The sequence below is a fragment of the Brucella sp. IR068 genome, from assembly GCF_049065885.1.
In the GTDB taxonomy this organism is placed as follows: Bacteria; Pseudomonadota; Alphaproteobacteria; order Rhizobiales; family Rhizobiaceae; genus Brucella; species Brucella intermedia.
This window is the reverse complement of the sequence record NZ_JBAKHE010000010.1, coordinates 1-23,873: the sequence shown is the minus strand read 5'-3', so window position 1 is coordinate 23,873 and position 23,873 is coordinate 1. Positions and strand designations below refer to the sequence as shown.

The following is a 23,873-nucleotide window of genomic DNA, read 5'->3' as shown; positions in this document are numbered from 1 at the left end:
CATGAAGTTTCAGGCTCCCCTGACAATCGAAGCGGATAGCCCCGAAGAAGCCGAAGCCCTACGGTTGAAGGTGTTCAAAATCCTCGGTGCATTGCCGATCGAGTTGGGGGACCTGGCTCCTGCGGGAACGGTCGTCACCCCTACAGGACCCGGCGTGATCGAAGTCTACACCGACGGAGGCTGTGACCTGAAAAAGGACGGTCTCGGTGCTTGGGCCTATGTCATCAAATTTGCCGACGGCCAGCGTGTGGAGCACACAGCCGGCGAGTTCGGCACCACGAACAACCGCATGGAAATGATAGCGGTCATCCGTGCGCTCGAGACGATCGAGATCGGCCAGTCCATCAAGATTTACTCTGACAGTGAATACCTGATCAAAGGCTGCACGCAGTGGTCCCTCAATTGGATGAAGAACGGCTGGAAGACCTATCAGGGAAAAGCCGTGATCAACCGCGACCTATGGGAGATCCTGCTTGCCTTGTATCAGTTGCACGACGTGACCTTCGAATGGGTGAAGGGCCATGCTGGCGTCGAGGAGAATGAACGCTGTGATCAGTTGTGCACTCAGACGATGCAGGAGCTTCATAAGACTGCCTTGTCTGAGGCAACCAAGGAACCGGAATACATTGTAGGCACTGGCGCTTTCTAATGAAAATCGAGAGGACCATAAAATTCCTCAAGCTTCTCGGGGCGAAGGTTCCGATCGCGCAGCAGCGGGCAGGGTGGATCGTTTGCGACTGCCCATTAGGTCCGTGGCGCCATGAAGGCGGCAAGTCCAGTCCGGAAGTGTTTGGTGTGAAGAAGGACGCGGGAGACGCGTTTTGTAACTGCTTTTCTTGCGGCTTCCACGGGACCATGTTCGACCTGGTGCTGGAAATGCAGACCCTGAACTCAAAGCAGCACGCGGTCGATGTAAAGTGGTCGGACGCATTCACACTGATAGAGGAGGCTGAAAACGACGCCGAGCTCAACCTTGATTTCCCCGACATAGAGGAGGTTTTGTTCGGGGAGAAGCAAGACATGCAGTTGTACCCCGAATGGTGGCTCGACAGCTTTCCGCCCTGGCGTGAGGTTCAATTTGCGCGGGACTACCTCAAGGAAAGAGATGTACCGCCGGCGCTGGCCGACGCACTAGACTTGCGTGCTGACACGAAAGACAAAGAGCGCCGCGTGTGCTTCCCGATCAGGGATTTCGAGGGGAGGTTGGTGGGTCTCCACGGACGTGCGGTAGATGAAGGCACCGATCCCCGCTATCGCATGTACCGCTACGCAAAGCGGAACAATCCTATCGTCTGGTATGGCGAGCAATGGGTGGACAGGGCACGTCCGATTGTTGTGGTCGAAGGCCCGTTCGATGTAGCGTCAGTGCTGCGCGTTTACGACAACGTGGTAAGTCCTTTGTTTGCAAACCCGAGCGTTGCGAAAATAAAGCGTATGTCGGACGCGCTGGAGCAGTACACCTTGTTTGACCGTGGAGTGGGTGGGGACTCAGGCCGAGCCAAGTATGACGAAGTTCTCGGTGAGACGCATATTATCGGCCATCTTATGGTTCCGGAGGGGGTTAAGGACCCAGGTGCTTCGACCCCGGAGCAATTATATGAAATTCTCAACGGTATCTTGCCCGGAGTGAAGAATAATACTTGACCCGCTCAGCAGATAAGGCATTATGCAATTGATTGCACAATCATCCAGCTAACCCATTGTGAGACAACGGTTCTCAAGGAGACAAAGATGGCATTGACCTTCGCAAAGAGCGCCAAATCCATGCCTGCAGGTAGTGCGGGCGTATCTCATGCATCCACCCCCAAGAAGCAGGCAAGCTCAAAAGGCGGATTGAGCTTTCTCAAGTCCGGAGCCGAAGCCCAGGAAGCTCTCGCGAACGAAGAAGCCAAGGCTGAAATGGCGAAGGCCGAGGCCGGTAAGCTCTGGCGTTTCTGGCTGAAGGAAGGCGAAGAGAAGCGCATTACCTTCCTCGACGGCGACCTCGATGATAACGGTATGCTTTCGGATCAGCGCTATTACCAGCATTCGCTCCACATGAACGGCGACTGGAAGCACTTTGTCTGCACCGCCGACGTCGACCAGAGCCAGCCGTGCCCGATCTGTGCCAAGAACGACAAGGACAGCAAACCTGCGCTGGTAGGTGTGTTGACGGTGATCGACCACTCCGAGCATGTCATTCAGGCTGGCCCCAACAAGGGACAGGTCCGCAAGAACCAGCGTCGCCTTTACGTGATGAAGAAGGGTACGATCAAGCATCTGCAGAAGCTCGCTGAAAAGCGGGGCGGTCTTGCAGGCTGCACCTTCGATATTTCGCGAACCGGCGATAAGGAACCAGCAGTCGGCAATCAATTCGACTTTGTAGAGAAGCACGACAGCCTTGACTCCCTCGCTGCTGAACTTGGCATCAAGGTGGAAGACTGCCTGCCAGCCAACTATGCCGAGGAAATCAAATACTACTCCCCGCAGGAGTTGATCGAACTCGGTGTGGGTAAGGCACAGGGCGGCATCGGGTACGAGAAGGGCGTCAGCTCGTCTCTCAAGGATGAGCTCTAGAATTGCAATTAATTGCAAATATCGGCTGTTTGAGTCGCGTCTCGCAGCTGACAACTGGCGAGTTGGTCATTTCAGGCTAACTCGCCCCTTTTTCCAGGAGATCAGCCTTGGCGGTGCTCAGCGAACTCATCAGGCACGACCAGCCCCTGATTACGGATGCAATGGCGCATTACCCGTACAAGGCACAGATCGAGCGCAAGTATCAGTTCACGTCCCGGTTCGGTGACGTCGTACCGTTGTACCGCACGGACCCGAATACGGGTCTGATCTTACTGCCTCGGGCGATCTGCCCCGTCGGCTATAACGACAACCGCACCGATGGAGAGTACATCGAATTTCCCAAATGCCCGACTCCTCGCCCGCATCAAGAGGAGCTGTTCGACGAAACGACCGCTTTCCTCAAGGCCGGTCAGTCCGGTGTCGTCAGTGCGTACACGGGGTGGGGCAAGACCGTCCTCGGATACAAGGCGGCATTCGAAGTCAAGCGCAAGACGCTCGTCATCACGACCAAAGACGATATTTACAAGCAGTGGTTGGACGGTGCCCAGAAGTTCCTCGGGCTGCAGCCACATGAAATCGGGGAGATCCGGGGCGACAAGTGTGAGGTAGTCGGCACGAAGTTTTGTGTCGCGATGATCCACTCGTTATCGAAGGACGGCAAGTACCCCGATTGGATCACTAAGGACTTCGGTCTGGTGATCTTCGACGAATGTCATCGTCTGCCGGCAGACCAGTTCATTGAAGTCGCCTGCATGTTCCCGGCAAAGCTTCGTCTGGGCTTGTCCGCTACCCCGAACCGTGCAGACGGCAAGGAGCTGCTGATCTTCGCGCATATCGGCCCGATCCGCGCCAAAACCGAAGCGCAGCTCATGGTGCCGAAGGTTCTCCGTTTCCGTTCCGCTTGGGATTGCCCGCGGGTGGTGCGCGAGGACAAGAAGACTGGAGGCAAGAAGGTCGTTAGACTCCCGCATGAGCCGGGGAAGACAGCGCATCTGGAGAAGATCATCGCCGCCGATCCAGTGCGTAACCACCTGATCGCAGAGCTGATCAGCATGGCACATGAGAAGGATCGCAAGATCGTCATCTTCTCGACCCTGCACGACCACCTGAAAGCGATCCACCGCGCTTGCCGCGAGAGCTTCAAGATCTCGGGCCGGGACATGGGCTATTACATCGGCGCCAACACGGCAGCCGAGCGCAAGGCCCGCGAGAAGGAGAAGGTAAAGCCCATCCTTCTCACCACATACACGATGATGGGCGAGGGCACGTCGATCGATTGGCTGGATCTGGCGATCCTGGCAATGCCGCGGTCGAATGTTGAGCAGCCTGTGGGGCGCATCCGCCGGGAATATCCGGACAAGCCCATGCCAACCGTCTTCGACATTATCGACGACGATAGCCCTGTTTTTTCAGGGTACGCAGCCAACCGCCACCATTGGTATCAGACGATTGGCAGTCAGATTAAGGACATGTGAGCCAGTAACAGCAAGGAGGCTATAATGGCACTGAAACTTACCAAGAAGCAGACCACCGCGACCACAACAGTCGAAAACAAAGACAAGGGCAAGACGATCTCCGAGGAGACTAGCCAGGAGAGCGTTCATGTTCCTGAAGAGGTAACTCCGTCGGTTGCGTCCGGCGAGCAGTGCCGCGTCGGCTTCGAGGCCAGCTACACGCACAATCTGGGTGACTACAAATCCACCCGTATTGGTATCTCGCTCTCGATCCCGTGCTCCCACGAGGAGATCGACCAGGTCGCAGACTATGCCGAGGAATGGGTAGACGCTCGTCTCAAGAAGTGCGTCGAGGACATTGTCAACGCCTAGTTCTGCAATTAATTGCACGGAGACTGCAATGCACTTCCAAGAACACAGGGTCGGCCAGTTCCAGATCGAGGCCGAGGTCATCCGCGATCATCCGGAGATCGTCATGAAGGTGATGGCCGAGGTGATCGTCGTTCGGGCCGAACACCACCTGATCAATGACAGGGTCGAATATGACGCCTGGTCTCCGCACTTCGATATCGTCCCCGAAGGCATGATCGCGCCGAGCTACGACGTAGTTTACGACGCCGATACAGAGACGGTGACCTGGGCGAAGCAGGAGGACTGATATGGCAGTGAAGATCGCCAAGAAGTCCACGGCCAAGGAAACGGTCGGCGTCCTCGACATGCTCAAGACCTTCCAGAAGGACAAGGGCGATAGTATCGGTTCGGTGGGCGGGCAACTCGTCAATGCTACCCGCATCCCGACTGGCCTGTTCCCGCTCGACCTGGCGCTGGGTGGCGGCTTTCCGCGAGGGAAGGTGACGTCTATTTTCGGGCCGGAGAGCTCGAACAAGACGAACATCGCTCTGCGGGCAATAGCCATGCACCAGATGCTGTGGCCTGAGCTGCTCTGCGTGTTCGTCGACCTCGAGAATGAGTTCAACCCGGAGTGGGCAACTCTTCTCGGCGTCGATACGAGTCGTCTCGTGGTTCTGAAACCGGCGTACGCTGAAGAATGCGTCGATCTGATCGAAGGCATGTTGCACGCCCACGACGTCGGTTTGGTGGTGCTCGACAGCATCGCTGCCATGGTCGGTCTGTCTGAGCTCGAAAAGAGCGCGGAGGGGGCTATCGTGGGTGGCGTCGGTACGATTATGGGCAAACTATACCGCAAGACGGTGGCCGCTTTGTCCGAGGCCGAGAAGCAGGGTCGCTACCCGACCCTGTTCTACATCAACCAGATCACGACCAAGATCGGGGTGATGTTCGGCAACCCGGAGACCGAGCCGGGGGGTAATAAGCCTCGCTACCAGTCTGCGATCCGCCTCCGTGTTCATGGCTCCAATGTCGTGGACAAGACCGTGTCCGACGTCATGCCTGTGGCGAAGGAGGTCAACTTCGTCGTCAAGAAATGGAAGACACCGATCCTTGCGGCTTCCGGCAAGTTCGTCATGGCCACTCAGCCTCACAAGGGCCTGCAGATCGGCCAGTGCGACGACTTCAACACGGTCAGCGAGTATCTCAAGGCGTACGGCAAGTTCGAGAAGGGCGAGAAGAACAAGGGTTGGGACATCTACGGGGAGCATTACGACACGATCGCCCCGTTTAAGGAACGCCTATACGGAGATCCGATGTTCGGCTCCCAGGTGCGCCAGTTCATCATCAACACGATGTTGAAGCAGGGCGTCCTGGAGGAAGGGGATACGGAGTGAGCAACCCGTATCTCAACCGTCGCAACAAGCATACGATCGGGAAGTCCGGGCGGGCGTCTGAAAAACGCTTGACTCGACAGCTTCAGGCCAAGGGCCGGCCAGCATCTGGAGCCATGGAGGGCGCGAAAGGGGATATCGACCTCGAGACCGTCCTCATGGAAGCCAAAAGCACGACCAGTCTGTCTCTCGGCGTGAAGCTTGAGTGGCTCGCCAAGATCGCCCGCGAAGCCCGTCAGGAAGGCAAGTCGCCGGCCCTGATCATTTCCTTCGTCAATCCGGACGGCAAGCCAGTCATCGACGGTGAGTGGGTCTGCGTCCCCCGGCACGTGTGGGAGGAGAATGTCAAGTGAAGCAGTTCGGAGCCCTACTGAAATCCAAGGGTATAGGTGTCCCGTTCATTGTAGCTGGCGTCGATCTGGCAAAGCCTGACTCGGATGCAAGCCTGATAACTACCGGCTTTATTAAGGCCGACCAGATCATGTTGGCAGAAGGCCCGATCCAGGGTTTGGAGTGGAACACGATTACGCCCGCGAAGTGGGACACGATTGCTGACGTAAAGCCGCCTCTTCCGGATCCCCATGATATCCCGATCGAGCTGGCTCTCAACGCGTTGCAGAACCACGGCCTGGGCATCAAGGAAGTCACCTGGAACCACGGATGGGACCAATGGCCGACTGTCACCTTGGAGATTGCCGTTCACGGGTCTGCCGACCAAATCAAACAGACCATGACTGCCCTCCAGGGGTGGGTGATCACGAAAGGTAAATACTGATGGCCGTCTCTTTCCTCAAAACGGCCAAGAAGGCTATGCCAACGATGGGGGTGAAATTCCTCCTGCACAAGCATTTATCTGGCTGGGACCCGGCGAGGCCGATTTCGCGCATACACGCCTCCGACCTTACGAAGGAAGGGGGCATTTGCCCGCGGTTTTACGCATTGCATGATCTGTCAGGCGCCAAGCCCAAGGACGGCTGGCTGACTACGTCCGAGCGCATGACCTTTCAGATCGGTCGCGACCAGGAGCGCAACATCGTGCTCTGGTTTGCTGAGATGGAGAGGGCTATCTGCCACTGGAAGTGCGCGAACTGTGGAACGCAGCACGATTTCACTCTGCGTCCGAAGGGCTGCAGCAAGTGCGGCTGCCGGTGGCTCGAGCCGCGAGAAGTCCGCTTTGAGAGCGCGGAGTGTGGTGCGTCGTGCGGGGTAGACATGCTCGTGAAGCTGAACCAGCCGAAGCTGCGAATCGTTGAACTAAAAACGATGGATAAAGACGAGTTCAAAAGCCTCAAGGCCCCGCTCGCGGAACATCAGTGGCGAACCAATCTCTACCTCCGTCTCGTGTCGGAAAGTACGCACCCGTGGGCCAAGCAGGTAGACACGACTGAGGCGACGATCATGTACATTTCTAAAGGCGGTTATGGTTGTGCCGACCCTGATCCCGAGAAATGGGGTCTGTTCGAAAAATTCTCCCCTTTCAAGGAGTTCACAGTCAAGAGGGACGACAAGCTTACCGACGAACTCGTCGCGCGGGCAAAGGCAGTGACCGATTTCCGTAAGAAGAAAGTCGGAGTGCCGTGCGGCGTGTGCTCTACGGCCATGTCCAAACGTGCAGCTAAATGCACACGAAAGAAAGAATGCTTCTCCGGAGAATATCCGGCGACCTATGACTGGAAGGGCAACTGATGGCTATCAAATTGAAAGGATCTGCCAGGCTCACCAGTCTGGGCGTCGATCCCTCCACCACAGCGACCGGCCTCGTACTCCTACGGGAGTCGGGCACCCGCGTACCTGACGTTATCAAGGCGTGGGAGATCAAGCCAACGGGGTCAACGAACGGCCTCGAGCGTGCAATTAATATCACAACCGGCATCATGGAGATTATTCAGGAATACCACCCTGACAAGATTGTGGTCGAGGGCTTCTCACTGAATACGAAGAACGCCTCGAGCATCATACCCCTCGTGGAGCTGGGTACGCTGATCCGCTTCTCGATGAAGCTGGACGGCCTGAAATGGTACGACCCGCGCGCGACTGAACTGAAAAAGTTCGTCTGCGGCAAAGGTACTGCGAACAAGGAGCAGGTGATGCTGCAGGTCTTCAAGCGGTGGGGTTTCGAGGCTCCGACGAACAATCTTGCTGACGGATACGGCCTCGCGTGCATGGGTCTTGCACAGGCTGGCAGGCTCCCCGGCATCACTCTCGACATGCAAAAAATCACGGGAGCAATGGCAATTCGCTCGAACTAATCTTGCAATTAATTGCACAACAGTTAAGGTGTAACGATAACCACACATGAAAGGCCAAGGAGGGTCTAGGTAATGAGCTCAGCCTCACTGTCGCTTCTGAAGGGTGCCAACAAAGGCGCTGTCGAAGCAGAGATTGAAACTGCAAAGCCGGCAGCCCAGGTCGAGCCGGAAGCAGCCGCCGAGGAAGAAGACGTTGTCGTTGACGTCGACGCCCTGAACGACTCGCAACTCGACGCTCTGGTCGAGGAGAATGAGATCGAAGTTCCGGGTGAGTGGAAAGGCTGGCAAGCGGACAGCAAGCGAGCCTGGTTGAAGTCTCAGTTTGAGGACGCGCCGGAGGGAGCCGAAGCAGAGGACAAGCCTGAGCCCGCCACCGAACCGGAAGCTCCGAAGGAAGAACCCAAGGCCAAGGCTGGTAAGACGGCCAAGGAAAAGAAGGAAGCCAAGGCCAAGACGCCGGCCAAGTCCAAGGAAGTGGCCACGTCGAACGCCAAGGCTGGCGAGATCATGGAGCCGGACATTTTGTCCGATCTGGTTCATGAGATCGAGAACCTGAAGGAAAAGGACGCTCGCGACCTTATCCCGGCTCTCTCCGAACAGACCGAACTCACGATGTTCCGCCTGGGCGGCGTCCTCTCGCTCATCCAGGCGAACAACTGGTTTGAGCCTTACGCTTCCTTCCGCGATTTTGTCGAGAAGGAGCACGGACTGGCCTACCGTAAGGCCATGTATTGGGTCGGCATCTATAACTCTCTCTCCGCGGCCAAGGTCTCTTGGAACAAGGTGAAGGGCATCGGCTGGACCAAGCTCAAGGAAATCGCCCTCGTCATCAACGAGGACAACCAGGATCAGTGGATCGAGATCGCATTGAACTCGAACACGCTCACCTTGATCGAGACTGTCAAGAAGCATCTCGCCAAGGACAAGCCTCAGTCTCTCGAGGATCAGTCCTCGAAGACCGTTACAACCAAGACCTTCAAGGTTCACGAAGACCAGAAAGCGACTATCGATGCAGCCATCGCCAAAGCCAAAGAGCAGAGTTCTACGACCGTTGACACGGTGGCTCTTGAATACATCTGCATTGACTTCCTTGGCGGTCAGACCCTTGAGCAGAAGCTGAAGGCGATGGGAATGGAAGCGGCCTTCGCAGTTCTCGAGAAAGCGTTCCCGGAAGCAAATATTACGGTTGATCTCGAAGAAGACGCCGACGCCGCCTGACTAACCGCTTTCGGAAAGTCGGTGCACGCGGCGTTTGTGGCGATCGGGAAGCAAATGAACGAGGCGATCACGAATGCGTTCAAAGTGCCTCTTAGTCAGTTGACCTCGCTTCAGGCCGAACTGGCAAACTTCGAGATTGACCATGAAAAATGAACGGCTCCGGGGAGAAATCTCCGGAGTCTTTTCTTGCAATTAATTGCATTTTCTATTGCATACGCATCGGCATAAGTTACTGTCAAGTCAAGGGAAATTTCTCCCAAACATCACAACGCCATGGAGGGCAAGATGCTAGACGTTTCCGGTAAGATGATTTACGACACCCAAGCTGTAGCGAACATGATCGCTGGCAAGCTGTCGAAGACCAAGGGCGTGAAACACGACGTCTACAAGGTCACCACCGGTTTCCAGGTCGTACCCGTCACCGTGTGCAAGGCGTATGTTCCGCCTGCAAAGCCTCTCCCTGTCACCAAGCCGTCTGAAATCACCAAGAAGATCCAGACCGCCGCGGAAGTCGCAGATAGCGACAAGATCACCCTGACATTCAAGTTCAAGAACGAGTCGAACGTCTACCTCGACGTGTTCATGCCTGATGGCACCGTCAAGTCGTTCGGTAAGTCCAATATTCTCGCTTATCAGATCGGACCCAGCTCGATTGTGGGCGAAACCGAAACACTGATCAGCCTGACTATGACCAAGCAATTCGCAAAGAAAAGGGGCCTCATCTGAGGCCCTTCGCTTTTGAAAAGGAGGTAACATGAAAGCCGAAGAACTGAAGATGCTGAGGGAGGGGCTGCCACTCCTACAGTTGGGGGACAGGGGGCTGGTGCTGACTTTCCTGCAGAGAGGGAGCTTCACCGGACTTCAGGAGAAATACCTGCGAGAGCAGCTCGCCGTAGTGAAGGCAGGTCCTCAGAAAGACTTGTTCACCTTCCCGGAGGGGCCGTTCGGGAGGTTGCGCTGGCATTTCGAGCACGCCCGCAAATACCTGACCTTCCCTCGCATACGCATGCGCAGCACGTTCCTGGATGGAGATCTGGTGATTGGTATGGTCGGGAAGGGTAGCAAGTATCCCGGCACGATATCTATCACCAGCGGTGGATCATTCGGGAAGACCACTTCTTACGGTCGTATTCTGCTCGACGGCACCTATGAAGGAGGCAGTCTGTCGGCTGAGGAAACCCAGGAACTCTGTCTCATGCTCGAGGCGATGAGCCACGACCTGTCCAGTTGTGCAATGCATTACCACCAGTCCCGAAATCGGTGCATGTTCACCGATGAGGAGATCGACAATCCTGTGGAACGTCAGATGGGATACCGGCGGGTTACCGGATTGCGTTGGGGGCTGAGGCTCCCGCCTAAGCCTTGAAACAATAACCAAATTTTCGTCACAGATTGCAATTAATTGCAATTGCTCTTGCTTCAACCACGTTAAAACATGACGTTAAGGTAAGAAGTGGGTCTAGCCAAGGAGGGCGCAACTGTGCAATTAAATGTCGTGTTCACAGGACCTGCGATGAGGCAGAATGGCGAGTTGATCACGCGGGATAGTTTAAGGGCGGCATGCGTGTCCCTCGGGATCACGGTGCAGTCAAGCATCCGCTCGGATACACACCTGCTGGTTGCGAGTCGCAGAGACACTGTGAAAGCCAAGCACGCGCAGACACAAGGCATCGAGGTTCTGAGCTACCCATCCTTTCTCAACATATTCATGCGGGACATAAAAATACCCGCGGGGGGAACGTATAATCCATTCACCGACAAGATATCCAATCTGGACGACGACTTACCTCTTCCCGCTTTCGTGAGCGGGGAAAAGCTCGCAGAGGTCGATATACTATGAGTAACGGTGTGCATTTGATTGCAACGGCGATACTCGAACCAAGATCAACAAATTCGGTCCTGGCTCGTATGCCGGTGCCGATGTTTAAGACGAGAGGCACTAAACTAATGATTGATACGACAGCCTTGTCTAAGACGGAGGCGAGCAAGAAGCTTTTGAAAAGAGCTTACAAACTCGCTGAAGACGTCGACAACAACCTGCTAGAGCTCAGCATCGTCTTGTGGGAACTGCAGGAAAACAACATCTACGACGTGAAGGAGTTTCACGAGCAGTCCGGGTTGGGACGGCGCAAAACCTACTATCTCATCGATATCGGAAAGGCTTTCTACAATCTGCCGGTTGACCATGATCGATTGAAAGCGATCGGGTGGACGAAACTAAAAAGCATTGCACCACACGTCACGGCAGAGAATTACAAAGAGAAGCTTCAACTGGCCGAACAGTACAAAGCCTCTGATCTCGACAAGGTGCTACGTGGGGAAGAAATAACAAAAGAGGAGAAGGTCCTACTATTCAGATTCTCACCACAAGAAAAGAAGCGACTGGAGAAACTGCTACTGAAGTATGGAGCCTCAAAAACAAACAATGGCCTGATAAACAAGGAACAGGCTCTGATGAAGATCGTGGAGCACCTCGGATACTGAAGACCTGCTAGAAAAGCATCCCATTAAATTGTGATGCCTTTCTTCGAAGCCTTCTCCGATCACTCCATAATGCAATTAATTGCAAAACAGGATGAAAGGTGACGATATGAAAAACACCAGAACCGTCAAACGGCGGGAAACCGCTCTGAAATCATCGACGACCGGTTTCGCGGGACCAATACTGAACACATCATCAAACGAGTTCAGCTTCATGCTCCTACAAAACTCAGATACGGTGAAGCTCACCTATCCGACACTCAAGGAAGCCAGAAAGGCCCGCCAAACAATTCTGGGGAACCCGAACATACATGAAGTGAACAAGGCAGCACTGTTCAACGCTATCGTAAAGGCAGTGCACGGGGAGTAATAATTCCCCTTCCGACACCTTCGCGGGGAGAACATTCTCGGGACAAAATCATATGTCCCAACTCCCCCGAAGGACATTTCCGGGGACGCACGAAATCCCCCTGTTTTACCACCTATACTGACAAGCCTCATACAGCCATAAAAGCCCGAAAATCCAAGGCTTCTAACAAGTATCCTCCTACACATACCGAGAGAGATACTGAAAGCCATGAACGCCCCCTGGCTGATAGAGAGCGTCCAGATACCCCCTCCACCAGAAAACAGAGAGAGCAGGTAAGTCCCGCTCAGAAGTTGATAAAGTTCGCCTAAGTCCGTACCGACCCTGCGTGGTGTGCAGGCGGCAGGTGTACGGGACATTCTGATGCGGGTGGTGGCGCGCGCGGTCGATGTTGCGCTGCTGAGAAAATGTAGCGTGCCTGAGAAAATGTTGCGTCGTTGAGAAAATCAGAAATTCTCGTGCAATTAATTGCAATTCTTCTTGCATCGGGTACGTACCAAGATAAAGTACGGGCAAGGGGAATTTCCCCAAGACCATTAAGCCAAGGAGGGCAGATGATGGCCACGGTACACAGCATCAGGGTGAATGATCAGCTCACAAGACGATGGTTCGTCACGGAGCAGGTCGACGGTTTCGTCGTACGCTGTCAGGAACAGCTGAACGGCGGGAGCTGGGAGGACATATTCCTCGCAGGACGTGAAGTTCACGCCACCGCTCACACCGCCACCCTCGAGTTGAAGATCCGGGTCGCCCATTACGAGACCATGACCGGAGCGATTGCCGAGGTTCAGGATAACGTGCTGATCCTCCGGGCAGCATAAGTTTGCAATTAATTGCATAAGGATTTTGCGTCATGCAAATAGAGTTCACCGTTGCCGAGAAAGCTCGCCTCGTTGAGATAGATCAGGAGCTGGATGAAATCGAACAGACACCGTTCGACCAGGCCAGTCAGGCACTCAAGCGTAGACACGACGAGCTTTGTCGGGAGCGGTGGAGAATTGATCCACCCTCAGCCCTCGATGTGCTGGGGGTGGTGTGATGAACCTCTCAGAAGTAACCGACGCCGACCTCTACGATCAGGGCCTTGTCTCGCTCTTTGATCTGACAGTCGAAGGACCGGTCATGAACCCGTTCCCGGTGTGTCATTCGTTACTCATGGTCATTCTCGAAGAGCCGGCCCAGCACGAATGGATCGACAATATCGACTCGGAAGAGGGGCCTTATCGCAAGTGCCTCCGCTGCGGGCAGCTCAATCTGATGAAGCACCCGTATCGAGCGGAGGCCGCGTGATGAGCAAGCGTGGGAAGCGTGAACGACCAGTACCAGACGTCACGAAGCTCTCGAACGAAGAATTGCTGGACGAGTTTGGTCTCAATTATGGCTGGTACGATTGGACGACGTCGGCAGCTGAGAACCGATACCACGAAGAATATGACCAGAAGCTGCGGGCCGAACTTCTATCCCGCATGAGCACGGAGGTGAAAGACTGATGGCAGAACAGATCGATTGGTATGAACGACGGTATGAGCTGGAGCCGGGTCAGGTTTTCCGCACCATCTATGGCGGGGTTGTTCGCCTCGAGCAACGTGTCCCCGGCGACGGCACCGATTGGTATGCCGATGACTGGTATCCCGGTGTTCCCGGTCGTCCTGGTTATGAGAAGGGGTACTGGTCTTCCGAGCGTGGCCGCCTTCATCCAGGGGATCTGACCGAACGCCTCCCTGACGATTACGCGGGAGAAGGATGATGGCAACGCTTATTGGAACGACATGGCGCCATAAGAAACGCGGGACGACCTATCGGGTGGTCCTCGTAGCGGAACTGCACATAGAACTGTGCTTCGACGACCAGGAGTGCTTCCTCTGGATGCACACGGGCCTGACACGCAGGTGGTTGACGCTCAGCCCCCAGAGGCCAGAACCGAGCCCGACCGCGGTGGTGACCATGATGCTCCCCGTCACGGTACAGAAGGAGCCTAATACGCAGTATGGGCAGGTGGTCATTTACCAGTCTCTTGCCGACAACAGCCTATGGGCGAGAGCCAAGAAGGAGTTCATAGATGGCCGTTTCGAGAGGGTGGAAGCATGAACCCGATCATCCTTTTCATAGCAGCCGTCTGGTTCATTCACCTGAACAGCTACTTCGGTTGGAACCGTAAGCCACAGTCTGGCACGGAGTTGATCGCGGACGGCCTGTTCCTTCTCATGCTCGCTCTGGCGTTTCTGGTGAGGCGAGCATGACCAAAGAATGGAACTCCCGATATGCAAACTATGCCCGCGTGCATGGCCGTTCTCCCGAGGAGCAGCTCGAGCAAGACAAGAAAGACTGGCCGGGAGGACACATGGTAGGCTTCGTACTCTGGGGGACCGCACGCATTGCCGAGTACAGCAAGCTCAATCCGGGTGCCTTCGCATACGGGGGCCTGATCGATCACGAAGCCTACGACGCCTGGCTAGACCAGTACCCCGTGAAGGAGACCCAGCCATGACCAAGTACGTCAAGCACAAGCACGGCATGACGATCGGCTCGGACAATGTGTTCTTCATCCACGATCAGGCCGACCCGCACGCACACAGGCCAGGACCGCCAGAAGGAGTTCCAGATTTCCGGGACGACTATCGAGCGCTTGTCTCGTTTGAAGACGTTTATTGCAAACAGATCAACACGCTGAACGCGGGCCTCAGAACGTACGCCCACCAGATAGTCTGGGAGAAGACCGAAGTGGTGTTCGACCAGTCCTACACTGACAAGGACGGCAAGACGCATACATGGAAGGACAAGAGCGAGTTCTGGGTGGTGAACCCGTGGGTGTTAGGCTGGCTGAACAAGAATGTGGGGCCACGATACGACAAGTGGGACACGTACACTTATGGGCGTGGAAGCGGCTCGTGCTGCTTGTTCTTCAAGAGACGGAAGGACGCACTGGCCTTAGTGCGGTTTGTCCAGACCCAACTCGTAGGTATCAGGGTAGGGCTGCACTGATGAAGATGAAAGACATGGGTCCAATGGACGAAGTCTTCTCCCACGTCGATGACGTCACCGGAGAGACGCACCATTTCAACATCACGGCCATGACCAAGAGTTGGAAGGTGCGGACCAGGAAGACCGTGCAAATCGACGTGTTACCCGAAGTCGTTCAGTTCTTCCTCGAGAAGCGCGGGATCGAACAGCACAGGGTGAGGCGCCTCCTGGGAGTCAGGATCGAAACGCCTGTCCTCGCTCTCCACTGGCCAGACGGAAGGCATCTGCTCGTGGACGGTCATCATCGGTATGTGGCCGCGGGAATGAGTGGGGCGACACAGATACCTGCCAAGATGATCCCCCGATCGATCTGGAAGGAGTTCGTCATCACCGACCTTCCAGCAGAGGACGCAGCCCTGCTTACGAAAGGTATCTCCGGGATAGGTTGAGTTGTGCAATCAATTGCAAACGTCAGGCCCTAAGCCAAGATACGATTGAAGGAGAAAGACATGACGAAGTTTGTGGTGATCGTATCCGTCGACAGGAGTGGCAGCACCGGCAGTTTCGGCCTTATCAAGAAGGACGACTATGATCGTTGGCAGTGCGCTGACCTACCCGGCGCAGAGGACGTGAAGGACGAGCACATGCTCATGTTCGGAGGCCCGGTCGAAGGTGTGCAGGTTTTCGAAGGCTGGCCGAATGTAATGCACGCCCTGAAGGAAGCGGGCGGTGAGATCGACGATCTGGCCATTGCTTTCGCATACTAGGGAAGTAAGCCGACATGACCGAAGTCAACTTCGCAGAGCACGACCAGAAGATACGGGAGAACCCGTCTCTCCGGCAGGCATACGGACAAGCACAGGCACACTTTGGCTACGGCTGGAGCAGGAGGCCGTGGGGGCATTGGAGCGACAGGCACAAGGCCGAGTATGATCGTGGGTACGAGGACGCCAAGCGCGGGGTCACGGATTACCCGACAGAAGAGGATTGACCACATATGCCGAAGCCGATCACTAAAACTCAGATGGCATCGCTATGGTTGGACGAGTTCTCCGACACAGGACACTGCTGCTTGTGCGGCAATCATGGCATCATCGACACGCGAGGCAAGGTGTTCACCCCTGCAGGTCATGAGTGCGGCGACCGTGTTTGGTGCATTTGCCCCAATGGAAGAATTATGAAGAAACAGAGAGGCGGAAAGCCATGATTGATATGATGGCAATGGCGTTCGCAACAGCGGCGCATTCAGCAATAGGTCAGACCCGCAAGTACACGGGCAATCCGTACATCGTCCATCCTCGGGCGGTCGTGCAGATCCTCCGGGACCACGGTATCAACGATCTGTGTGTCATCGGGGCAGCGTGGGTCCACGACGTGGTGGAAGACACGCAGGTCACGATCGAACAGATCGAAACAACGCTAGGACCGCGTATCGGTCACATGGTGCGGGACCTGACGAATGTTCCCCTGGAGTTCGGCAACAGGAAGGCTCGCTATGAGGAGAACCTGAGACGATTGTCCCTCGCATGCCCTGACTCACAGAACATCAAGCTCGCTGACCTGATCGACAATACGCGATCGATCGTGAAGCACGACCCGAAGTTCGCACCCAAGTATCTCGAGGAGAAGTCCGATACGATCGACGTACTGACGAGGGCAAAGCCTCTCCTGATCGAGACAGCCAGAAAGACGCTTCAGGACGGTTGGGACCAATTGAAAAATAAGTCCTGATATGTGCAATTAATTGCATTTCTTATTGCATCAAGTATGCTCTCAGTTAAGTTCAAGGCATAGGGAGCAATCAACACTCCCCACGCCAAGGAGGGCAAGACAGATGACCAGCAAGATGACCCCGGATTTTATCCTCATAGCAGCAGGCGGTAGCACCGTTCCCCAGCTGAACATAGCGCTGTTTGGTGATCAGGAGCAGGTTGACGTGGAGGCAGAGGCGATGGCCGCCCAGCTATCGCTCGGAGGGTATTTCCATTTCGTTCTGGTCGAGAATGGCGATGCGGCCCACAAGATCGTCCAGGTGTACAAGGTCGATCAGCCTAAGCCTGTCGTCACCAGGCGCAAGTAAGTTTGCAATCAATTGCACTGGAGGGACATGATGACCCGCATGACCAAGACAGCTCAGGTGATCGACCACATGCAGAAGGGCGAATGGAAGAAAGCCCTCAAGATTGCCAAGACTTTCACGATCGGGGTGACCCAGGACCAGCGTGCAGTGCTGACTCGTGCCTACGAGGCGCATCACAATGGCTACCTGATGGCCCAGATGAAGCGGGACCCCGACCTGTGCATCGAAGCGGGCATCGCACTCCTCAAGGAAATGTATGGCCGGTTCTTGACCCAGGTCGACAATAAAGCAGCATAGATTGTGCAATCAATTGCACTGCCAAGGAGGGCATGATGACCAAGCATTACCTGATCCTGTTCGGGGCCGATAACGAGGCGTTCCTCGCCATCGCAGTGGACCCGTCAGATGCGCTCGATGTGTTCGAGCAAGAAGGACACGACCGCGGCAGCGCCAACTCGATCTACGAGCTGACCGAAGTCGACCTACCGGAGGAGGGCGACAGCCATGAATGAGTTTCTCCATACCGTAGCCGAAGTGTTCGCACTCGGTCTGTTTCTCGCCACCGTCTTGTTGTGGGCCGACATTGTTCAGGTCCTGCGGGCTGCGGGGGTCTGACATGAGTGAGCAGAAAGTCGAATACGCGGCAGAACTGCCAGTCGGTATCGAGGGCAAAGCCCTGAAGCTGGGAGAGAACCAGCTTATCGGCCTTCACACGACCCTCGGTTCGCTGACCGCCCCCGAAGGCAAGTTCGACATAGCCCTGCACATCAGCGGCATGTGCGTGTGGATCAAGAGCCCGAAGGGAGACTGGTATCAGGTCAACCATCGCGAGCTCTGGGAAGCCGCGGTCGCCAAGATCATCGAACACGAGAAGGAGGTCGACCAGCATGGCTAAGAATTTCGAAGGTATCCGCACCGCCCTAGTCGCAATGCCCGCAGATGCAACCGACGAAATGATTGATGCGGCCCTTGCTGTAGATTGGGACAACGAGGACGAACGCGCCACCGTGCACAACATCTGGCACGCCATGACGGCCAAGCTCCCGTCTTCCCCCGCGCCTGCCGCTACAGATACGGGTCTGGAGACGGTTGCCAAGCTCGGCGGGATCATGGGCGTTATGCTCCTGCGCCACATTGAAAACCTTCGTCCCGAAGCGCAGGCCAAATACAAGGATGAGCTTGTCCGACGCTCGCAGGCTGAGGAGCTATTGGCGACGGAACGGGCGGAGAAGGAGCGATGGCAGAATATCGCCAATGAGCGTCACCTAACAATCCGCGAACTCATCACCGAGCGAAACGATGCGCTGGAGCAAGTACATACCCTGAGAGCCGACAACGCGGCGCTGACTGCGCAGATCAAGGAGTTGGAGCAAAGGTTAGCTGACAAGTTTTCGTTTACGTCAGACGACGATGCATTGACCGTCTTGGAACGATACGGCCACAAGGAAACAGGAAACGGCATCATCAAAGTCGATATGCGCTCTCTTGATGATATGTGCCGTGCAGCAGTCGCTTACCTTTGCGCTGAGTGGGATTTCGTATTCCAGGACGAAGTAGAGCTTAATCGAGAAGCCCTCGAAGCCAAGCTCGCTGCAGCTGAAAAGGACCGACTCCCCGAAGGTCACGTCATCATCGAACAGGCCGACATGTTGGATGCTCAAGGGCGTGTGAGTCAGACGGTCCAGGTCACCGCCACAGGGGAAGAATACGAGCGGATCGTTCATGTGCGCGAAGCATATGGGGAGGACGACAATGAGTACGCACGCTGAGGTCCAGATAGCTCAGATCACAGTGAAGCTCGAAGACGGGTCCTATGGGGTCGTCGTCCTTGGTCAGGATCGGCTCAACATGCTTATGCCTATGATAGAGGCACTGTCCGAGGGACCGGTCAAAATCCTCCGTGTGCCAGGCATTCAGGAAGTTCCCGTCGAGGAGGCGCTCAAATAATGCCCTTCTTCGGACTGACCAAGAAATCCAAGCAGGTAGGCATCCAGACCTATGCGAAGGCGATCAGGCTTCCCGAACCGTTGCGGGAGGTCGAGCTCGAATACCTCAGTGTGCGCGATCACTACATGCAAACCGTAGGGATCAAGGCACAGTACGAGGAGGCACTCGCACAGGCCAAGGCCGAGGGGCGCAAGGCAGATGCGGAGCTTTTCGGCAAGAAGATCTACGCGATGCAATCGAAGCTCACGGACAAGCGCCAGCGGGTGAAGGAAATAGGCGAGAAGGCATACGCCGAGGCTGTCTACTTGGTTGCCACGGCCATGCTGCCAAAGGAAATCATGATGGCACTCGAGCAAGAGGCCGACAATTTGTTGGGGAGGCCGAGACATGAGCTCTCACGCGCAGACTGAGCTGAAAGAGCAGGTGCCGGCACACTGCTGCCCGTACTGCAAGAAGGAAGTCGGATATCTGGGGCGGGCACTCGCCTGGCTGTTCGGCACCAGCTTCCACGGATGCGACCAGTCGAACGTGAGAGTCGTCAATGAGCCGCCCATGGATAGGCTTCTGGAGCTGAACCAGGCATTCAGGCCGATCTATAAGGCAGCCCACGCCCAGACAGTCCGCAACGACACGATCGAGGAGATCGCCCAGTGGCACGAGCGTGAGGCGAAGCGGCTCGAGGGGATCGAAATCCAGAATAAGCGCATCCGTCACAAGATCGCTCATCACCAGATCAGCGCTCGTCAGATCCGGGCGATGAAGAAGCTCCCCGACGAGGCATGGAGGGACTGATGGTAAGTCCACCATACATCATGCTCCTCGGAACAGTTGTCCACGACGATCTAGGCCAGAAATGGATCTACATGGGCACGATCAAAACCAAGACGGGCGGTAGCTGGCAGCACAAGTTCATGCGAGCCATGGAAGCCAAGTGGCCGAAGATGCCTCACAGCTATGACGCCGTTCAGGTGAAGACGATCATCGCCAAGTTCCCGGACGCCGCCGAGCATATCCAGCGTCCGTATATGATCATCAGCTAATGCAATTAATTGCAATATGACGGTCATCAGTCAAAGTTCAAGGGAAGCCAAGGAGGGCAGAATGAAGCTGTTCAGCAAAGAAATCATGATCGCAGCCACGGTCTACATTCAGGCCGAGGACGAGGAAGAAGCCCAGGCCAAGTACGACGAGCTGGTAGGCGATACGATGGAGATTTCCGGGGTCGATGGGGCGGGCCCGACGATCTACGGAGGCATGTTCCACGACGCCATGCCAGAAGTGAGCCTGTCTCCCGCTATGACGATCCATGGCCCGTTTCCGGATGATGACGGCTTCGAGTTGGTCGAGGAAGAACTGGAGCCGGGAGAATGAAGCGCCGGCAGCTCATAAGCAGCGACGAGGCAGTCGAAGGCAAGGTCCAGCACAAGAAGCCTTGTTCAGATTGTCCCTGGGCGCGCACAGCACTCAACGGCTGGCTCGGCGGGGCGACACCGGAGGAATGGCTCATGCGGGCGCACAGCGACACCTTCGTGAATTGTCACACGATCCGGAACATGCAGTGCGCGGGGCTGGCGATCTACAGGCGCAATGTTTGCAAGTCCGTGATCCCACCAATCCTGAAGCTCGAGTCCGACAAGGAGGCCGTGTTCGCAACTCCTATGGAGTTCAAGGAACATCACTCGAAATTTCCGAAGATCGGAGGCGATGAATGTTCAGCTACGTGACAGCCCAGAACAGCTGTGTGTTGACCGAGGAAGAAGCTCTCGCCATCAGCAAGCAGACGCACCTGTTTGGCTACAATCCTGTGATCGTGCGTCTCCCGACCGGAACGCGCCTGACGATGTTCTCGGACGCGGACGCGGCAAAGGTTCAGGAGCTGCGCGACGGGATGCGGAGGGGATCGTGAGCATCAAGGATGACCCACAGGAGATGGCTCGCGTTCAGGTACTCAACCATATGCTTGGTGAGCTGGAAGATTACCTGCTCGACCACTGCCCCGACGATCAAGCTTGGGAAGATTTTGATCCCGAGATCGACGCGCTGCGCACCAAGGTTCAGGAAATGCTTGGAGACAAGCCATGAAACTCTACAGCTATGATCTCGACTCAGGAAAACCCGCGTTCTTCGCAAGCAAGCTGTTTGCGAGCGAGAATGCACGGGTTCTTTCGAGGCAGGTCGATCATGTTGTTGAAGTCAAAGAGCATGATCTGACCGAGCAGAAGCGTTCCTTCATGATCGAGGCCGCCGCCAACAGGTCGTTCGAAGTCAGCAAAAGGTTATGCGCCTTCCGGAAAGGCAAAAGAGTCAAGGGGTGGGGAGAAGAATGATTACGCCACGCATTGGTCATTACGACCCTAAACTCGGACGCGTGAGGACCGACACGGACGATTTCTACGACCACCGGAAGCTCGTCCTTAGACAAGATCAAGATAGCCCGAGAGATCGAGGCTCAGCAGAAGAAAGGCCGCAAGTGATGGCATTCAGAATGAAGATCGACGGGGTGGAGAAGAAGTGCATGCGCATCGGTGGTGTGCTCCACGGATATGAGAAGGTGCTCGTCTTCAATGATGAGGGGCAGCCCGAGGCTGAGCACAAAGTCCCCAAGGACTGGCTCGATATCGATGCTCGCGGGATCGCGGTCACGGGTGGGCACCAGTACGAACTTGTTCGCTAGGTTGTGCAATCAATTGCACTTGTCTGGCCATCAGCCAAGATGGCATCACCCAAGGAGGGTTGAATGAAACTGCGTGTGATTATGGAGATCGAAGTCTCCGACTTGCCGAAACATGCTCGCGAGGAGCTTGAAGACGGCCTGAATTTCGTGAGTGCGGAAGAGCACGACGAAGTCAACGAAGGCTTGGACGAGGACGACTCCGACTATGTGCCGCTTGTCCCTAAGCTCAGCGATTGTTCTGCGGAGGAGGTTCAAGAAGCGGTAGTGGAGGCCATCGTTGGAGTTTTCTCGGACTATGACAGCCAGGCTGAGATGTGGGCCGGCACTGAGTTCTACGGATACATCAGCGCTGTAGACATTCATCGCTGCCAGGTTATCGAGGAGGACGGCGATGCTGAACCTAAGTAAGCACAAGGACGACCGCTGGTATGACGTTCGCACGAATAACGGCGAACACACGATAGCCAGTCGCCTGTGGTCCATGGGGGAGGCGCTCGAGCGAGCAGTTCGTCATCTATCTCGCCCCGTCAACAACCCAACCCCTGTAGTGATCTTCGAATGCCATGGGAGCCAGAGCAGCTACAGCTCGAGCTACCTGCTTGTGCTGACACGAGATCACGACGAGATCACGATCAAGAACGCTGAAGGTTGATCATGGAAATCTCCATCAGGGAAATGATGCAACTGGTCGACACGCATGACGCGAAGGGCATCCACGAGCGAGCCAAGTACCGATCGCAGAAAAAGATCAGCAAGGTGAAGATGGACTGGATGCGCCAGCGTGTGGCCCAGCACCGCTGCGAAGAAGCTGACAAGAAGCTCACCTACGAAGATGTTCTGAACGTCGGGGTTCCGGATGGGCTGAAGCCTGACGGCTATGTGAGCAGCACGGTCAACATGGCCTTGCACACCTATCGAAAGATTATATCGCAGCAGAAGGAAGGTATCGCCAGCCTTGAGAGCCAGCTCAGTAGCAGTGAACGCGTGTGGCGTGATCAGCATCACCGCGACGGTGTGGAGATCAGTAACCTCCGGGCCGATCTGTCTGCGGCAATTCGCACTATAGAATTGCTTGGTCAGTCAAGAAAATCAGCTTGACGGTCCGTGCAATCAATTGCATTCGTTAGGTAAAACAAGACGATAAGGGTACAGCGAAATAAATCTCAAGGTTTGACTGGAGTGTGTCATGAGGAAATTCTTAATAGCAGCTGCTGCCCTGTTCGTATCGACCATCACGGCATCAGCCGGAGACTACGTCTGCAGGTACGGAGCTTTCGGAGAAAAGGAATGTGTGCGTGAGGACGTGGCCCAGGATAAAACCATGAAGGCCATCATGCCCGCTCTCAAGGAAGCCAATTACCCCGCCAAGATCGTCGTCAAATCGAAGGCAGACTACGAGATCGTAGCTCAGGGCTGGAAGACTACCGGGGACTGTCAGCGGGTACAGCCGATGTTCCGTGAACAGGTGGTGAATACGGCTAAGGCTGTGTACTGCCATCTGCGCCAGCACGGCTACATGGTGAAAAAGCCCAAGATCGTGTTGGCTGAGTGATTCGCCAAGATCGATTGCAATTCCGGATCTGCTAAAAAGAAGGCCCCATCGATTGACGGGGCCTTTTTCGTTAAGCCTGTTCTTCGGCTTCTTCGTCTTCGTCGAAGTATTCTTCAGCCAGAGGCTCTTCTTCGATGCCGTAGATTGCTTCCACGGAGGTCAGGTCTTCACCCTTTGCCTGACGTTCGGCCTCTTCTGCCGAGCGGGCGACATTGATAACCACCTTGACCTGGACTTCCGGGTGCAGGGAGACTTCAACTTCGTGCAGTCCGATGTTCTTGATCGGGTGGTTCAGTTCAACCTGGTTGCGGTGCAGGGTGAAGCCGTTGGCCGAGATGATTTCGGCAATGTCACGGGTCGAAACGGAACCGTAGAGCTGACCGGTTTCACCAGCCGAACGCACGACGATGAAGCTTTCGCCATTGAGCTTTTCAGCAACGGCGCTGGCTTCGTTCTTGCGTTCCAGGTTCTGGGCTTCGAGCTGGGCGCGCTGGCCTTCGAACTTCTTCTTGTTGGCTTCGTTGGCACGAAGAGCCTTGCCCTGCGGGAGCAGGAAGTTACGGGCATAGCCGTCCTTGACCTTGACGGTTTC

Annotated in this window: 49 protein-coding genes; 48 read left to right on the top strand and 1 reads right to left on the bottom strand. The window is 55.5% G+C overall.

The genetic code is table 11. The annotated features are described in order from the left end of the window. Position 1: 1 nt before the first annotated feature. The 48 genes from ACOWVS_RS16725 (at position 2) to ACOWVS_RS16490 (ending at position 23,281) form a co-directional block, all read left to right on the top strand. A complete protein-coding gene (locus ACOWVS_RS16725; protein ID WP_081375277.1) occupies positions 2–649 on the top strand; it encodes a ribonuclease H family protein in 648 nt (215 codons plus the stop codon). Continuing rightward, complete coding sequence (locus tag ACOWVS_RS16720) at positions 649–1,644, top strand: hypothetical protein (protein ID WP_075042152.1); 996 nt, start codon at positions 649–651, stop codon at positions 1,642–1,644. Before ACOWVS_RS16725 ends, ACOWVS_RS16720 begins: the two co-directional genes overlap by 1 nt. A gap of 87 nt (positions 1,645–1,731) precedes the next feature. Then, positions 1,732–2,556, top strand: coding sequence for a hypothetical protein (locus tag ACOWVS_RS16715; protein WP_075042153.1), 825 nt, complete (start codon positions 1,732–1,734; stop codon positions 2,554–2,556). A gap of 113 nt (positions 2,557–2,669) precedes the next feature. Beyond that, positions 2,670–4,031, top strand: coding sequence for a DEAD/DEAH box helicase (locus ACOWVS_RS16710; protein WP_247644438.1), 1,362 nt, complete (start codon positions 2,670–2,672; stop codon positions 4,029–4,031). 24 nt (positions 4,032–4,055) lie between these two features. Continuing rightward, a complete protein-coding gene (locus ACOWVS_RS16705; protein ID WP_075042155.1) occupies positions 4,056–4,382 on the top strand; it encodes a hypothetical protein in 327 nt (108 codons plus the stop codon). Positions 4,383–4,410: 28 nt separating this feature from the next. Then, a complete protein-coding gene (locus ACOWVS_RS16700; protein ID WP_075042156.1) occupies positions 4,411–4,668 on the top strand; it encodes a hypothetical protein in 258 nt (85 codons plus the stop codon). Position 4,669: 1 nt separating this feature from the next. Next, on the top strand, positions 4,670–5,755 hold the full coding sequence (locus ACOWVS_RS16695) for a hypothetical protein (protein ID WP_075042157.1): 1,086 nt from the start codon (positions 4,670–4,672) through the stop codon (positions 5,753–5,755). Then, positions 5,752–6,105, top strand: a complete 354-nt coding sequence (locus ACOWVS_RS16690; protein ID WP_075042158.1) for a hypothetical protein — start codon at positions 5,752–5,754, stop codon at positions 6,103–6,105. Before ACOWVS_RS16695 ends, ACOWVS_RS16690 begins: the two co-directional genes overlap by 4 nt. Next, positions 6,102–6,527, top strand: coding sequence for a hypothetical protein (locus tag ACOWVS_RS16685; RefSeq protein WP_075042159.1), 426 nt, complete (start codon positions 6,102–6,104; stop codon positions 6,525–6,527). Before ACOWVS_RS16690 ends, ACOWVS_RS16685 begins: the two co-directional genes overlap by 4 nt. After that, positions 6,527–7,438 (top strand): hypothetical protein, encoded by a 912-nt coding sequence (locus ACOWVS_RS16680; RefSeq protein ID WP_075042160.1) that lies wholly within the window; start codon positions 6,527–6,529, stop codon positions 7,436–7,438. Before ACOWVS_RS16685 ends, ACOWVS_RS16680 begins: the two co-directional genes overlap by 1 nt. Next, positions 7,438–8,001 (top strand): crossover junction endodeoxyribonuclease RuvC, encoded by a 564-nt coding sequence (locus tag ACOWVS_RS16675; RefSeq protein ID WP_075042161.1) that lies wholly within the window; start codon positions 7,438–7,440, stop codon positions 7,999–8,001. The genes ACOWVS_RS16680 and ACOWVS_RS16675 overlap by 1 nt, the downstream gene beginning before the upstream one ends. A 72-nt stretch (positions 8,002–8,073) precedes the next feature. Continuing rightward, positions 8,074–9,219, top strand: coding sequence for a hypothetical protein (locus tag ACOWVS_RS16670; protein ID WP_170873272.1), 1,146 nt, complete (start codon positions 8,074–8,076; stop codon positions 9,217–9,219). Between the two features lie 285 nt (positions 9,220–9,504). After that, positions 9,505–9,945: a hypothetical protein gene (locus tag ACOWVS_RS16665; protein ID WP_139309285.1), complete on the top strand. Its 441-nt coding sequence runs from the start codon at positions 9,505–9,507 to the stop codon at positions 9,943–9,945. Positions 9,946–9,973: 28 nt separating this feature from the next. Further along, complete coding sequence (locus tag ACOWVS_RS16660) at positions 9,974–10,585, top strand: hypothetical protein (protein ID WP_075042166.1); 612 nt, start codon at positions 9,974–9,976, stop codon at positions 10,583–10,585. A gap of 581 nt (positions 10,586–11,166) precedes the next feature. Further along, positions 11,167–11,703, top strand: coding sequence for a hypothetical protein (locus ACOWVS_RS16655; RefSeq protein ID WP_139309286.1), 537 nt, complete (start codon positions 11,167–11,169; stop codon positions 11,701–11,703). Positions 11,704–11,809: 106 nt separating this feature from the next. Further along, a complete protein-coding gene (locus ACOWVS_RS16650) occupies positions 11,810–12,070 on the top strand; it encodes a hypothetical protein (RefSeq protein ID WP_139309287.1) in 261 nt (86 codons plus the stop codon). Between the two features lie 551 nt (positions 12,071–12,621). Continuing rightward, positions 12,622–12,888: a hypothetical protein gene (locus ACOWVS_RS16645; protein WP_075042169.1), complete on the top strand. Its 267-nt coding sequence runs from the start codon at positions 12,622–12,624 to the stop codon at positions 12,886–12,888. A gap of 32 nt (positions 12,889–12,920) precedes the next feature. Beyond that, positions 12,921–13,106, top strand: coding sequence for a hypothetical protein (locus tag ACOWVS_RS16640; RefSeq protein ID WP_075042170.1), 186 nt, complete (start codon positions 12,921–12,923; stop codon positions 13,104–13,106). Further along, complete coding sequence (locus ACOWVS_RS16635) at positions 13,106–13,357, top strand: hypothetical protein (protein WP_075042171.1); 252 nt, start codon at positions 13,106–13,108, stop codon at positions 13,355–13,357. Before ACOWVS_RS16640 ends, ACOWVS_RS16635 begins: the two co-directional genes overlap by 1 nt. Next, positions 13,357–13,557 (top strand): hypothetical protein, encoded by a 201-nt coding sequence (locus tag ACOWVS_RS16630; protein ID WP_075042172.1) that lies wholly within the window; start codon positions 13,357–13,359, stop codon positions 13,555–13,557. Before ACOWVS_RS16635 ends, ACOWVS_RS16630 begins: the two co-directional genes overlap by 1 nt. Then, entirely contained in the window at positions 13,557–13,814 is a 258-nt protein-coding gene (locus tag ACOWVS_RS16625; protein WP_075042173.1) for a hypothetical protein, read from the top strand. Before ACOWVS_RS16630 ends, ACOWVS_RS16625 begins: the two co-directional genes overlap by 1 nt. Before the next feature lie 197 nt (positions 13,815–14,011). After that, positions 14,012–14,155: a hypothetical protein gene (locus tag ACOWVS_RS16620; protein ID WP_170873274.1), complete on the top strand. Its 144-nt coding sequence runs from the start codon at positions 14,012–14,014 to the stop codon at positions 14,153–14,155. Continuing rightward, positions 14,152–14,307 carry a hypothetical protein gene (locus ACOWVS_RS16615; protein WP_170873275.1) on the top strand — a complete coding sequence of 52 codons (156 nt, stop codon included), beginning with the start codon at positions 14,152–14,154 and terminating at the stop codon, positions 14,305–14,307. Before ACOWVS_RS16620 ends, ACOWVS_RS16615 begins: the two co-directional genes overlap by 4 nt. A 101-nt stretch (positions 14,308–14,408) precedes the next feature. Further along, on the top strand, positions 14,409–14,555 hold the full coding sequence (locus tag ACOWVS_RS16610) for a hypothetical protein (RefSeq protein WP_170873276.1): 147 nt from the start codon (positions 14,409–14,411) through the stop codon (positions 14,553–14,555). Further along, on the top strand, positions 14,552–15,049 hold the full coding sequence (locus ACOWVS_RS16605) for a hypothetical protein (RefSeq protein ID WP_075042176.1): 498 nt from the start codon (positions 14,552–14,554) through the stop codon (positions 15,047–15,049). Before ACOWVS_RS16610 ends, ACOWVS_RS16605 begins: the two co-directional genes overlap by 4 nt. Continuing rightward, positions 15,049–15,477 (top strand): ParB/Srx family N-terminal domain-containing protein, encoded by a 429-nt coding sequence (locus ACOWVS_RS16600; RefSeq protein WP_075042177.1) that lies wholly within the window; start codon positions 15,049–15,051, stop codon positions 15,475–15,477. The genes ACOWVS_RS16605 and ACOWVS_RS16600 overlap by 1 nt, the downstream gene beginning before the upstream one ends. Positions 15,478–15,537: 60 nt before the next feature. Next, positions 15,538–15,795 carry a hypothetical protein gene (locus tag ACOWVS_RS16595; RefSeq protein WP_075042178.1) on the top strand — a complete coding sequence of 86 codons (258 nt, stop codon included), beginning with the start codon at positions 15,538–15,540 and terminating at the stop codon, positions 15,793–15,795. A 14-nt stretch (positions 15,796–15,809) separates the two neighbouring features. Further along, on the top strand, positions 15,810–16,019 hold the full coding sequence (locus ACOWVS_RS16590; RefSeq protein WP_075042179.1) for a hypothetical protein: 210 nt from the start codon (positions 15,810–15,812) through the stop codon (positions 16,017–16,019). 230 nt (positions 16,020–16,249) lie between these two features. Then, positions 16,250–16,759, top strand: coding sequence for an HD domain-containing protein (locus tag ACOWVS_RS16585; RefSeq protein WP_170873277.1), 510 nt, complete (start codon positions 16,250–16,252; stop codon positions 16,757–16,759). Between the two features lie 103 nt (positions 16,760–16,862). Further along, entirely contained in the window at positions 16,863–17,108 is a 246-nt protein-coding gene (locus tag ACOWVS_RS16580) for a hypothetical protein (RefSeq protein WP_075042181.1), read from the top strand. Between the two features lie 30 nt (positions 17,109–17,138). Then, positions 17,139–17,405 carry a hypothetical protein gene (locus tag ACOWVS_RS16575; RefSeq protein ID WP_170873278.1) on the top strand — a complete coding sequence of 89 codons (267 nt, stop codon included), beginning with the start codon at positions 17,139–17,141 and terminating at the stop codon, positions 17,403–17,405. A gap of 35 nt (positions 17,406–17,440) precedes the next feature. Next, positions 17,441–17,620, top strand: coding sequence for a hypothetical protein (locus ACOWVS_RS16570; RefSeq protein WP_139309290.1), 180 nt, complete (start codon positions 17,441–17,443; stop codon positions 17,618–17,620). Between the two features lie 104 nt (positions 17,621–17,724). Further along, positions 17,725–18,003 carry a hypothetical protein gene (locus tag ACOWVS_RS16565; RefSeq protein ID WP_075042184.1) on the top strand — a complete coding sequence of 93 codons (279 nt, stop codon included), beginning with the start codon at positions 17,725–17,727 and terminating at the stop codon, positions 18,001–18,003. Then, a complete protein-coding gene (locus ACOWVS_RS16560; RefSeq protein ID WP_075042185.1) occupies positions 17,996–18,877 on the top strand; it encodes a hypothetical protein in 882 nt (293 codons plus the stop codon). The genes ACOWVS_RS16565 and ACOWVS_RS16560 overlap by 8 nt, the downstream gene beginning before the upstream one ends. Further along, a complete protein-coding gene (locus tag ACOWVS_RS16555; RefSeq protein ID WP_075042186.1) occupies positions 18,861–19,055 on the top strand; it encodes a hypothetical protein in 195 nt (64 codons plus the stop codon). Before ACOWVS_RS16560 ends, ACOWVS_RS16555 begins: the two co-directional genes overlap by 17 nt. Continuing rightward, the gene (locus tag ACOWVS_RS16550) at positions 19,055–19,465 is read left to right on the top strand and encodes a hypothetical protein (RefSeq protein WP_075042187.1); all 411 of its coding nucleotides are present in this window, start codon (positions 19,055–19,057) and stop codon (positions 19,463–19,465) included. Before ACOWVS_RS16555 ends, ACOWVS_RS16550 begins: the two co-directional genes overlap by 1 nt. Further along, positions 19,443–19,847, top strand: a complete 405-nt coding sequence (locus ACOWVS_RS16545; protein WP_075042188.1) for a hypothetical protein — start codon at positions 19,443–19,445, stop codon at positions 19,845–19,847. Before ACOWVS_RS16550 ends, ACOWVS_RS16545 begins: the two co-directional genes overlap by 23 nt. Beyond that, positions 19,847–20,095: a hypothetical protein gene (locus tag ACOWVS_RS16540; protein ID WP_075042189.1), complete on the top strand. Its 249-nt coding sequence runs from the start codon at positions 19,847–19,849 to the stop codon at positions 20,093–20,095. The genes ACOWVS_RS16545 and ACOWVS_RS16540 overlap by 1 nt, the downstream gene beginning before the upstream one ends. Positions 20,096–20,156: 61 nt before the next feature. After that, complete coding sequence (locus ACOWVS_RS16535) at positions 20,157–20,426, top strand: hypothetical protein (RefSeq protein ID WP_075042190.1); 270 nt, start codon at positions 20,157–20,159, stop codon at positions 20,424–20,426. Then, positions 20,423–20,779, top strand: coding sequence for a hypothetical protein (locus tag ACOWVS_RS16530; protein ID WP_075042191.1), 357 nt, complete (start codon positions 20,423–20,425; stop codon positions 20,777–20,779). Before ACOWVS_RS16535 ends, ACOWVS_RS16530 begins: the two co-directional genes overlap by 4 nt. Further along, positions 20,764–20,961: a hypothetical protein gene (locus ACOWVS_RS16525; protein WP_075042192.1), complete on the top strand. Its 198-nt coding sequence runs from the start codon at positions 20,764–20,766 to the stop codon at positions 20,959–20,961. The genes ACOWVS_RS16530 and ACOWVS_RS16525 overlap by 16 nt, the downstream gene beginning before the upstream one ends. Continuing rightward, positions 20,958–21,137, top strand: coding sequence for a hypothetical protein (locus tag ACOWVS_RS16520; RefSeq protein WP_075042193.1), 180 nt, complete (start codon positions 20,958–20,960; stop codon positions 21,135–21,137). The genes ACOWVS_RS16525 and ACOWVS_RS16520 overlap by 4 nt, the downstream gene beginning before the upstream one ends. Then, positions 21,134–21,382, top strand: a complete 249-nt coding sequence (locus tag ACOWVS_RS16515) for a hypothetical protein (protein ID WP_075042194.1) — start codon at positions 21,134–21,136, stop codon at positions 21,380–21,382. The genes ACOWVS_RS16520 and ACOWVS_RS16515 overlap by 4 nt, the downstream gene beginning before the upstream one ends. Then, a complete protein-coding gene (locus ACOWVS_RS16510) occupies positions 21,379–21,729 on the top strand; it encodes a hypothetical protein (protein ID WP_075042195.1) in 351 nt (116 codons plus the stop codon). The genes ACOWVS_RS16515 and ACOWVS_RS16510 overlap by 4 nt, the downstream gene beginning before the upstream one ends. 63 nt (positions 21,730–21,792) lie before the next feature. Continuing rightward, on the top strand, positions 21,793–22,137 hold the full coding sequence (locus tag ACOWVS_RS16505) for a hypothetical protein (RefSeq protein WP_075042196.1): 345 nt from the start codon (positions 21,793–21,795) through the stop codon (positions 22,135–22,137). Continuing rightward, positions 22,121–22,381 (top strand): hypothetical protein, encoded by a 261-nt coding sequence (locus ACOWVS_RS16500; protein WP_075042197.1) that lies wholly within the window; start codon positions 22,121–22,123, stop codon positions 22,379–22,381. The genes ACOWVS_RS16505 and ACOWVS_RS16500 overlap by 17 nt, the downstream gene beginning before the upstream one ends. Positions 22,382–22,383: 2 nt before the next feature. Beyond that, positions 22,384–22,827, top strand: coding sequence for a hypothetical protein (locus tag ACOWVS_RS16495; RefSeq protein WP_075042198.1), 444 nt, complete (start codon positions 22,384–22,386; stop codon positions 22,825–22,827). Positions 22,828–22,915: 88 nt separating this feature from the next. Beyond that, positions 22,916–23,281 carry a hypothetical protein gene (locus ACOWVS_RS16490; protein WP_075042199.1) on the top strand — a complete coding sequence of 122 codons (366 nt, stop codon included), beginning with the start codon at positions 22,916–22,918 and terminating at the stop codon, positions 23,279–23,281. A 70-nt stretch (positions 23,282–23,351) separates the two neighbouring features. On the opposite strand, the gene rplI is transcribed toward ACOWVS_RS16490, so the two are convergent. Then, positions 23,352–23,873 (bottom strand): 50S ribosomal protein L9 (rplI, locus tag ACOWVS_RS16485; protein WP_420973054.1); only part of this gene is annotated, 522 nt, incomplete at its 5' end.

Coding starts and splice junctions, on each gene's coding strand:
- ACOWVS_RS16580 (WP_075042181.1), top strand. CDS start 16,863: ATGACCAGCAAGATGACCCCGGATTTTATCCTCATAGCAGCAGGCGGT.
- ACOWVS_RS16530 (WP_075042191.1), top strand. CDS start 20,423: ATGAAGCGCCGGCAGCTCATAAGCAGCGACGAGGCAGTCGAAGGCAAG.
- ACOWVS_RS16705 (WP_075042155.1), top strand. CDS start 4,056: ATGGCACTGAAACTTACCAAGAAGCAGACCACCGCGACCACAACAGTC.
- ACOWVS_RS16540 (WP_075042189.1), top strand. CDS start 19,847: ATGGTAAGTCCACCATACATCATGCTCCTCGGAACAGTTGTCCACGAC.
- ACOWVS_RS16700 (WP_075042156.1), top strand. CDS start 4,411: ATGCACTTCCAAGAACACAGGGTCGGCCAGTTCCAGATCGAGGCCGAG.
- ACOWVS_RS16680 (WP_075042160.1), top strand. CDS start 6,527: ATGGCCGTCTCTTTCCTCAAAACGGCCAAGAAGGCTATGCCAACGATG.
- ACOWVS_RS16635 (WP_075042171.1), top strand. CDS start 13,106: ATGAACCTCTCAGAAGTAACCGACGCCGACCTCTACGATCAGGGCCTT.
- ACOWVS_RS16645 (WP_075042169.1), top strand. CDS start 12,622: ATGATGGCCACGGTACACAGCATCAGGGTGAATGATCAGCTCACAAGA.
- ACOWVS_RS16565 (WP_075042184.1), top strand. CDS start 17,725: ATGAGTGAGCAGAAAGTCGAATACGCGGCAGAACTGCCAGTCGGTATC.
- ACOWVS_RS16615 (WP_170873275.1), top strand. CDS start 14,152: ATGAACCCGATCATCCTTTTCATAGCAGCCGTCTGGTTCATTCACCTG.
- ACOWVS_RS16600 (WP_075042177.1), top strand. CDS start 15,049: ATGAAGATGAAAGACATGGGTCCAATGGACGAAGTCTTCTCCCACGTC.
- ACOWVS_RS16555 (WP_075042186.1), top strand. CDS start 18,861: ATGAGTACGCACGCTGAGGTCCAGATAGCTCAGATCACAGTGAAGCTC.
- ACOWVS_RS16620 (WP_170873274.1), top strand. CDS start 14,012: ATGATGCTCCCCGTCACGGTACAGAAGGAGCCTAATACGCAGTATGGG.
- ACOWVS_RS16660 (WP_075042166.1), top strand. CDS start 9,974: ATGAAAGCCGAAGAACTGAAGATGCTGAGGGAGGGGCTGCCACTCCTA.
- ACOWVS_RS16630 (WP_075042172.1), top strand. CDS start 13,357: ATGAGCAAGCGTGGGAAGCGTGAACGACCAGTACCAGACGTCACGAAG.
- ACOWVS_RS16525 (WP_075042192.1), top strand. CDS start 20,764: ATGTTCAGCTACGTGACAGCCCAGAACAGCTGTGTGTTGACCGAGGAA.
- ACOWVS_RS16605 (WP_075042176.1), top strand. CDS start 14,552: ATGACCAAGTACGTCAAGCACAAGCACGGCATGACGATCGGCTCGGAC.
- ACOWVS_RS16715 (WP_075042153.1), top strand. CDS start 1,732: ATGGCATTGACCTTCGCAAAGAGCGCCAAATCCATGCCTGCAGGTAGT.
- ACOWVS_RS16655 (WP_139309286.1), top strand. CDS start 11,167: ATGATTGATACGACAGCCTTGTCTAAGACGGAGGCGAGCAAGAAGCTT.
- ACOWVS_RS16640 (WP_075042170.1), top strand. CDS start 12,921: ATGCAAATAGAGTTCACCGTTGCCGAGAAAGCTCGCCTCGTTGAGATA.
- ACOWVS_RS16550 (WP_075042187.1), top strand. CDS start 19,055: ATGCCCTTCTTCGGACTGACCAAGAAATCCAAGCAGGTAGGCATCCAG.
- ACOWVS_RS16650 (WP_139309287.1), top strand. CDS start 11,810: ATGAAAAACACCAGAACCGTCAAACGGCGGGAAACCGCTCTGAAATCA.
- ACOWVS_RS16695 (WP_075042157.1), top strand. CDS start 4,670: ATGGCAGTGAAGATCGCCAAGAAGTCCACGGCCAAGGAAACGGTCGGC.
- ACOWVS_RS16560 (WP_075042185.1), top strand. CDS start 17,996: ATGGCTAAGAATTTCGAAGGTATCCGCACCGCCCTAGTCGCAATGCCC.
- ACOWVS_RS16575 (WP_170873278.1), top strand. CDS start 17,139: ATGACCCGCATGACCAAGACAGCTCAGGTGATCGACCACATGCAGAAG.
- ACOWVS_RS16595 (WP_075042178.1), top strand. CDS start 15,538: ATGACGAAGTTTGTGGTGATCGTATCCGTCGACAGGAGTGGCAGCACC.
- ACOWVS_RS16725 (WP_081375277.1), top strand. CDS start 2: ATGAAGTTTCAGGCTCCCCTGACAATCGAAGCGGATAGCCCCGAAGAA.
- ACOWVS_RS16720 (WP_075042152.1), top strand. CDS start 649: ATGAAAATCGAGAGGACCATAAAATTCCTCAAGCTTCTCGGGGCGAAG.
- ACOWVS_RS16500 (WP_075042197.1), top strand. CDS start 22,121: ATGCTGAACCTAAGTAAGCACAAGGACGACCGCTGGTATGACGTTCGC.
- ACOWVS_RS16505 (WP_075042196.1), top strand. CDS start 21,793: ATGAAACTGCGTGTGATTATGGAGATCGAAGTCTCCGACTTGCCGAAA.
- ACOWVS_RS16670 (WP_170873272.1), top strand. CDS start 8,074: ATGAGCTCAGCCTCACTGTCGCTTCTGAAGGGTGCCAACAAAGGCGCT.
- ACOWVS_RS16585 (WP_170873277.1), top strand. CDS start 16,250: ATGGCGTTCGCAACAGCGGCGCATTCAGCAATAGGTCAGACCCGCAAG.
- ACOWVS_RS16495 (WP_075042198.1), top strand. CDS start 22,384: ATGGAAATCTCCATCAGGGAAATGATGCAACTGGTCGACACGCATGAC.
- ACOWVS_RS16590 (WP_075042179.1), top strand. CDS start 15,810: ATGACCGAAGTCAACTTCGCAGAGCACGACCAGAAGATACGGGAGAAC.
- ACOWVS_RS16665 (WP_139309285.1), top strand. CDS start 9,505: ATGCTAGACGTTTCCGGTAAGATGATTTACGACACCCAAGCTGTAGCG.
- ACOWVS_RS16570 (WP_139309290.1), top strand. CDS start 17,441: ATGACCAAGCATTACCTGATCCTGTTCGGGGCCGATAACGAGGCGTTC.
- ACOWVS_RS16675 (WP_075042161.1), top strand. CDS start 7,438: ATGGCTATCAAATTGAAAGGATCTGCCAGGCTCACCAGTCTGGGCGTC.
- ACOWVS_RS16510 (WP_075042195.1), top strand. CDS start 21,379: ATGATTACGCCACGCATTGGTCATTACGACCCTAAACTCGGACGCGTG.
- ACOWVS_RS16490 (WP_075042199.1), top strand. CDS start 22,916: ATGAGGAAATTCTTAATAGCAGCTGCTGCCCTGTTCGTATCGACCATC.
- ACOWVS_RS16515 (WP_075042194.1), top strand. CDS start 21,134: ATGAAACTCTACAGCTATGATCTCGACTCAGGAAAACCCGCGTTCTTC.
- ACOWVS_RS16535 (WP_075042190.1), top strand. CDS start 20,157: ATGAAGCTGTTCAGCAAAGAAATCATGATCGCAGCCACGGTCTACATT.
- ACOWVS_RS16610 (WP_170873276.1), top strand. CDS start 14,409: ATGGTAGGCTTCGTACTCTGGGGGACCGCACGCATTGCCGAGTACAGC.
- ACOWVS_RS16545 (WP_075042188.1), top strand. CDS start 19,443: ATGAGCTCTCACGCGCAGACTGAGCTGAAAGAGCAGGTGCCGGCACAC.
- ACOWVS_RS16625 (WP_075042173.1), top strand. CDS start 13,557: ATGGCAGAACAGATCGATTGGTATGAACGACGGTATGAGCTGGAGCCG.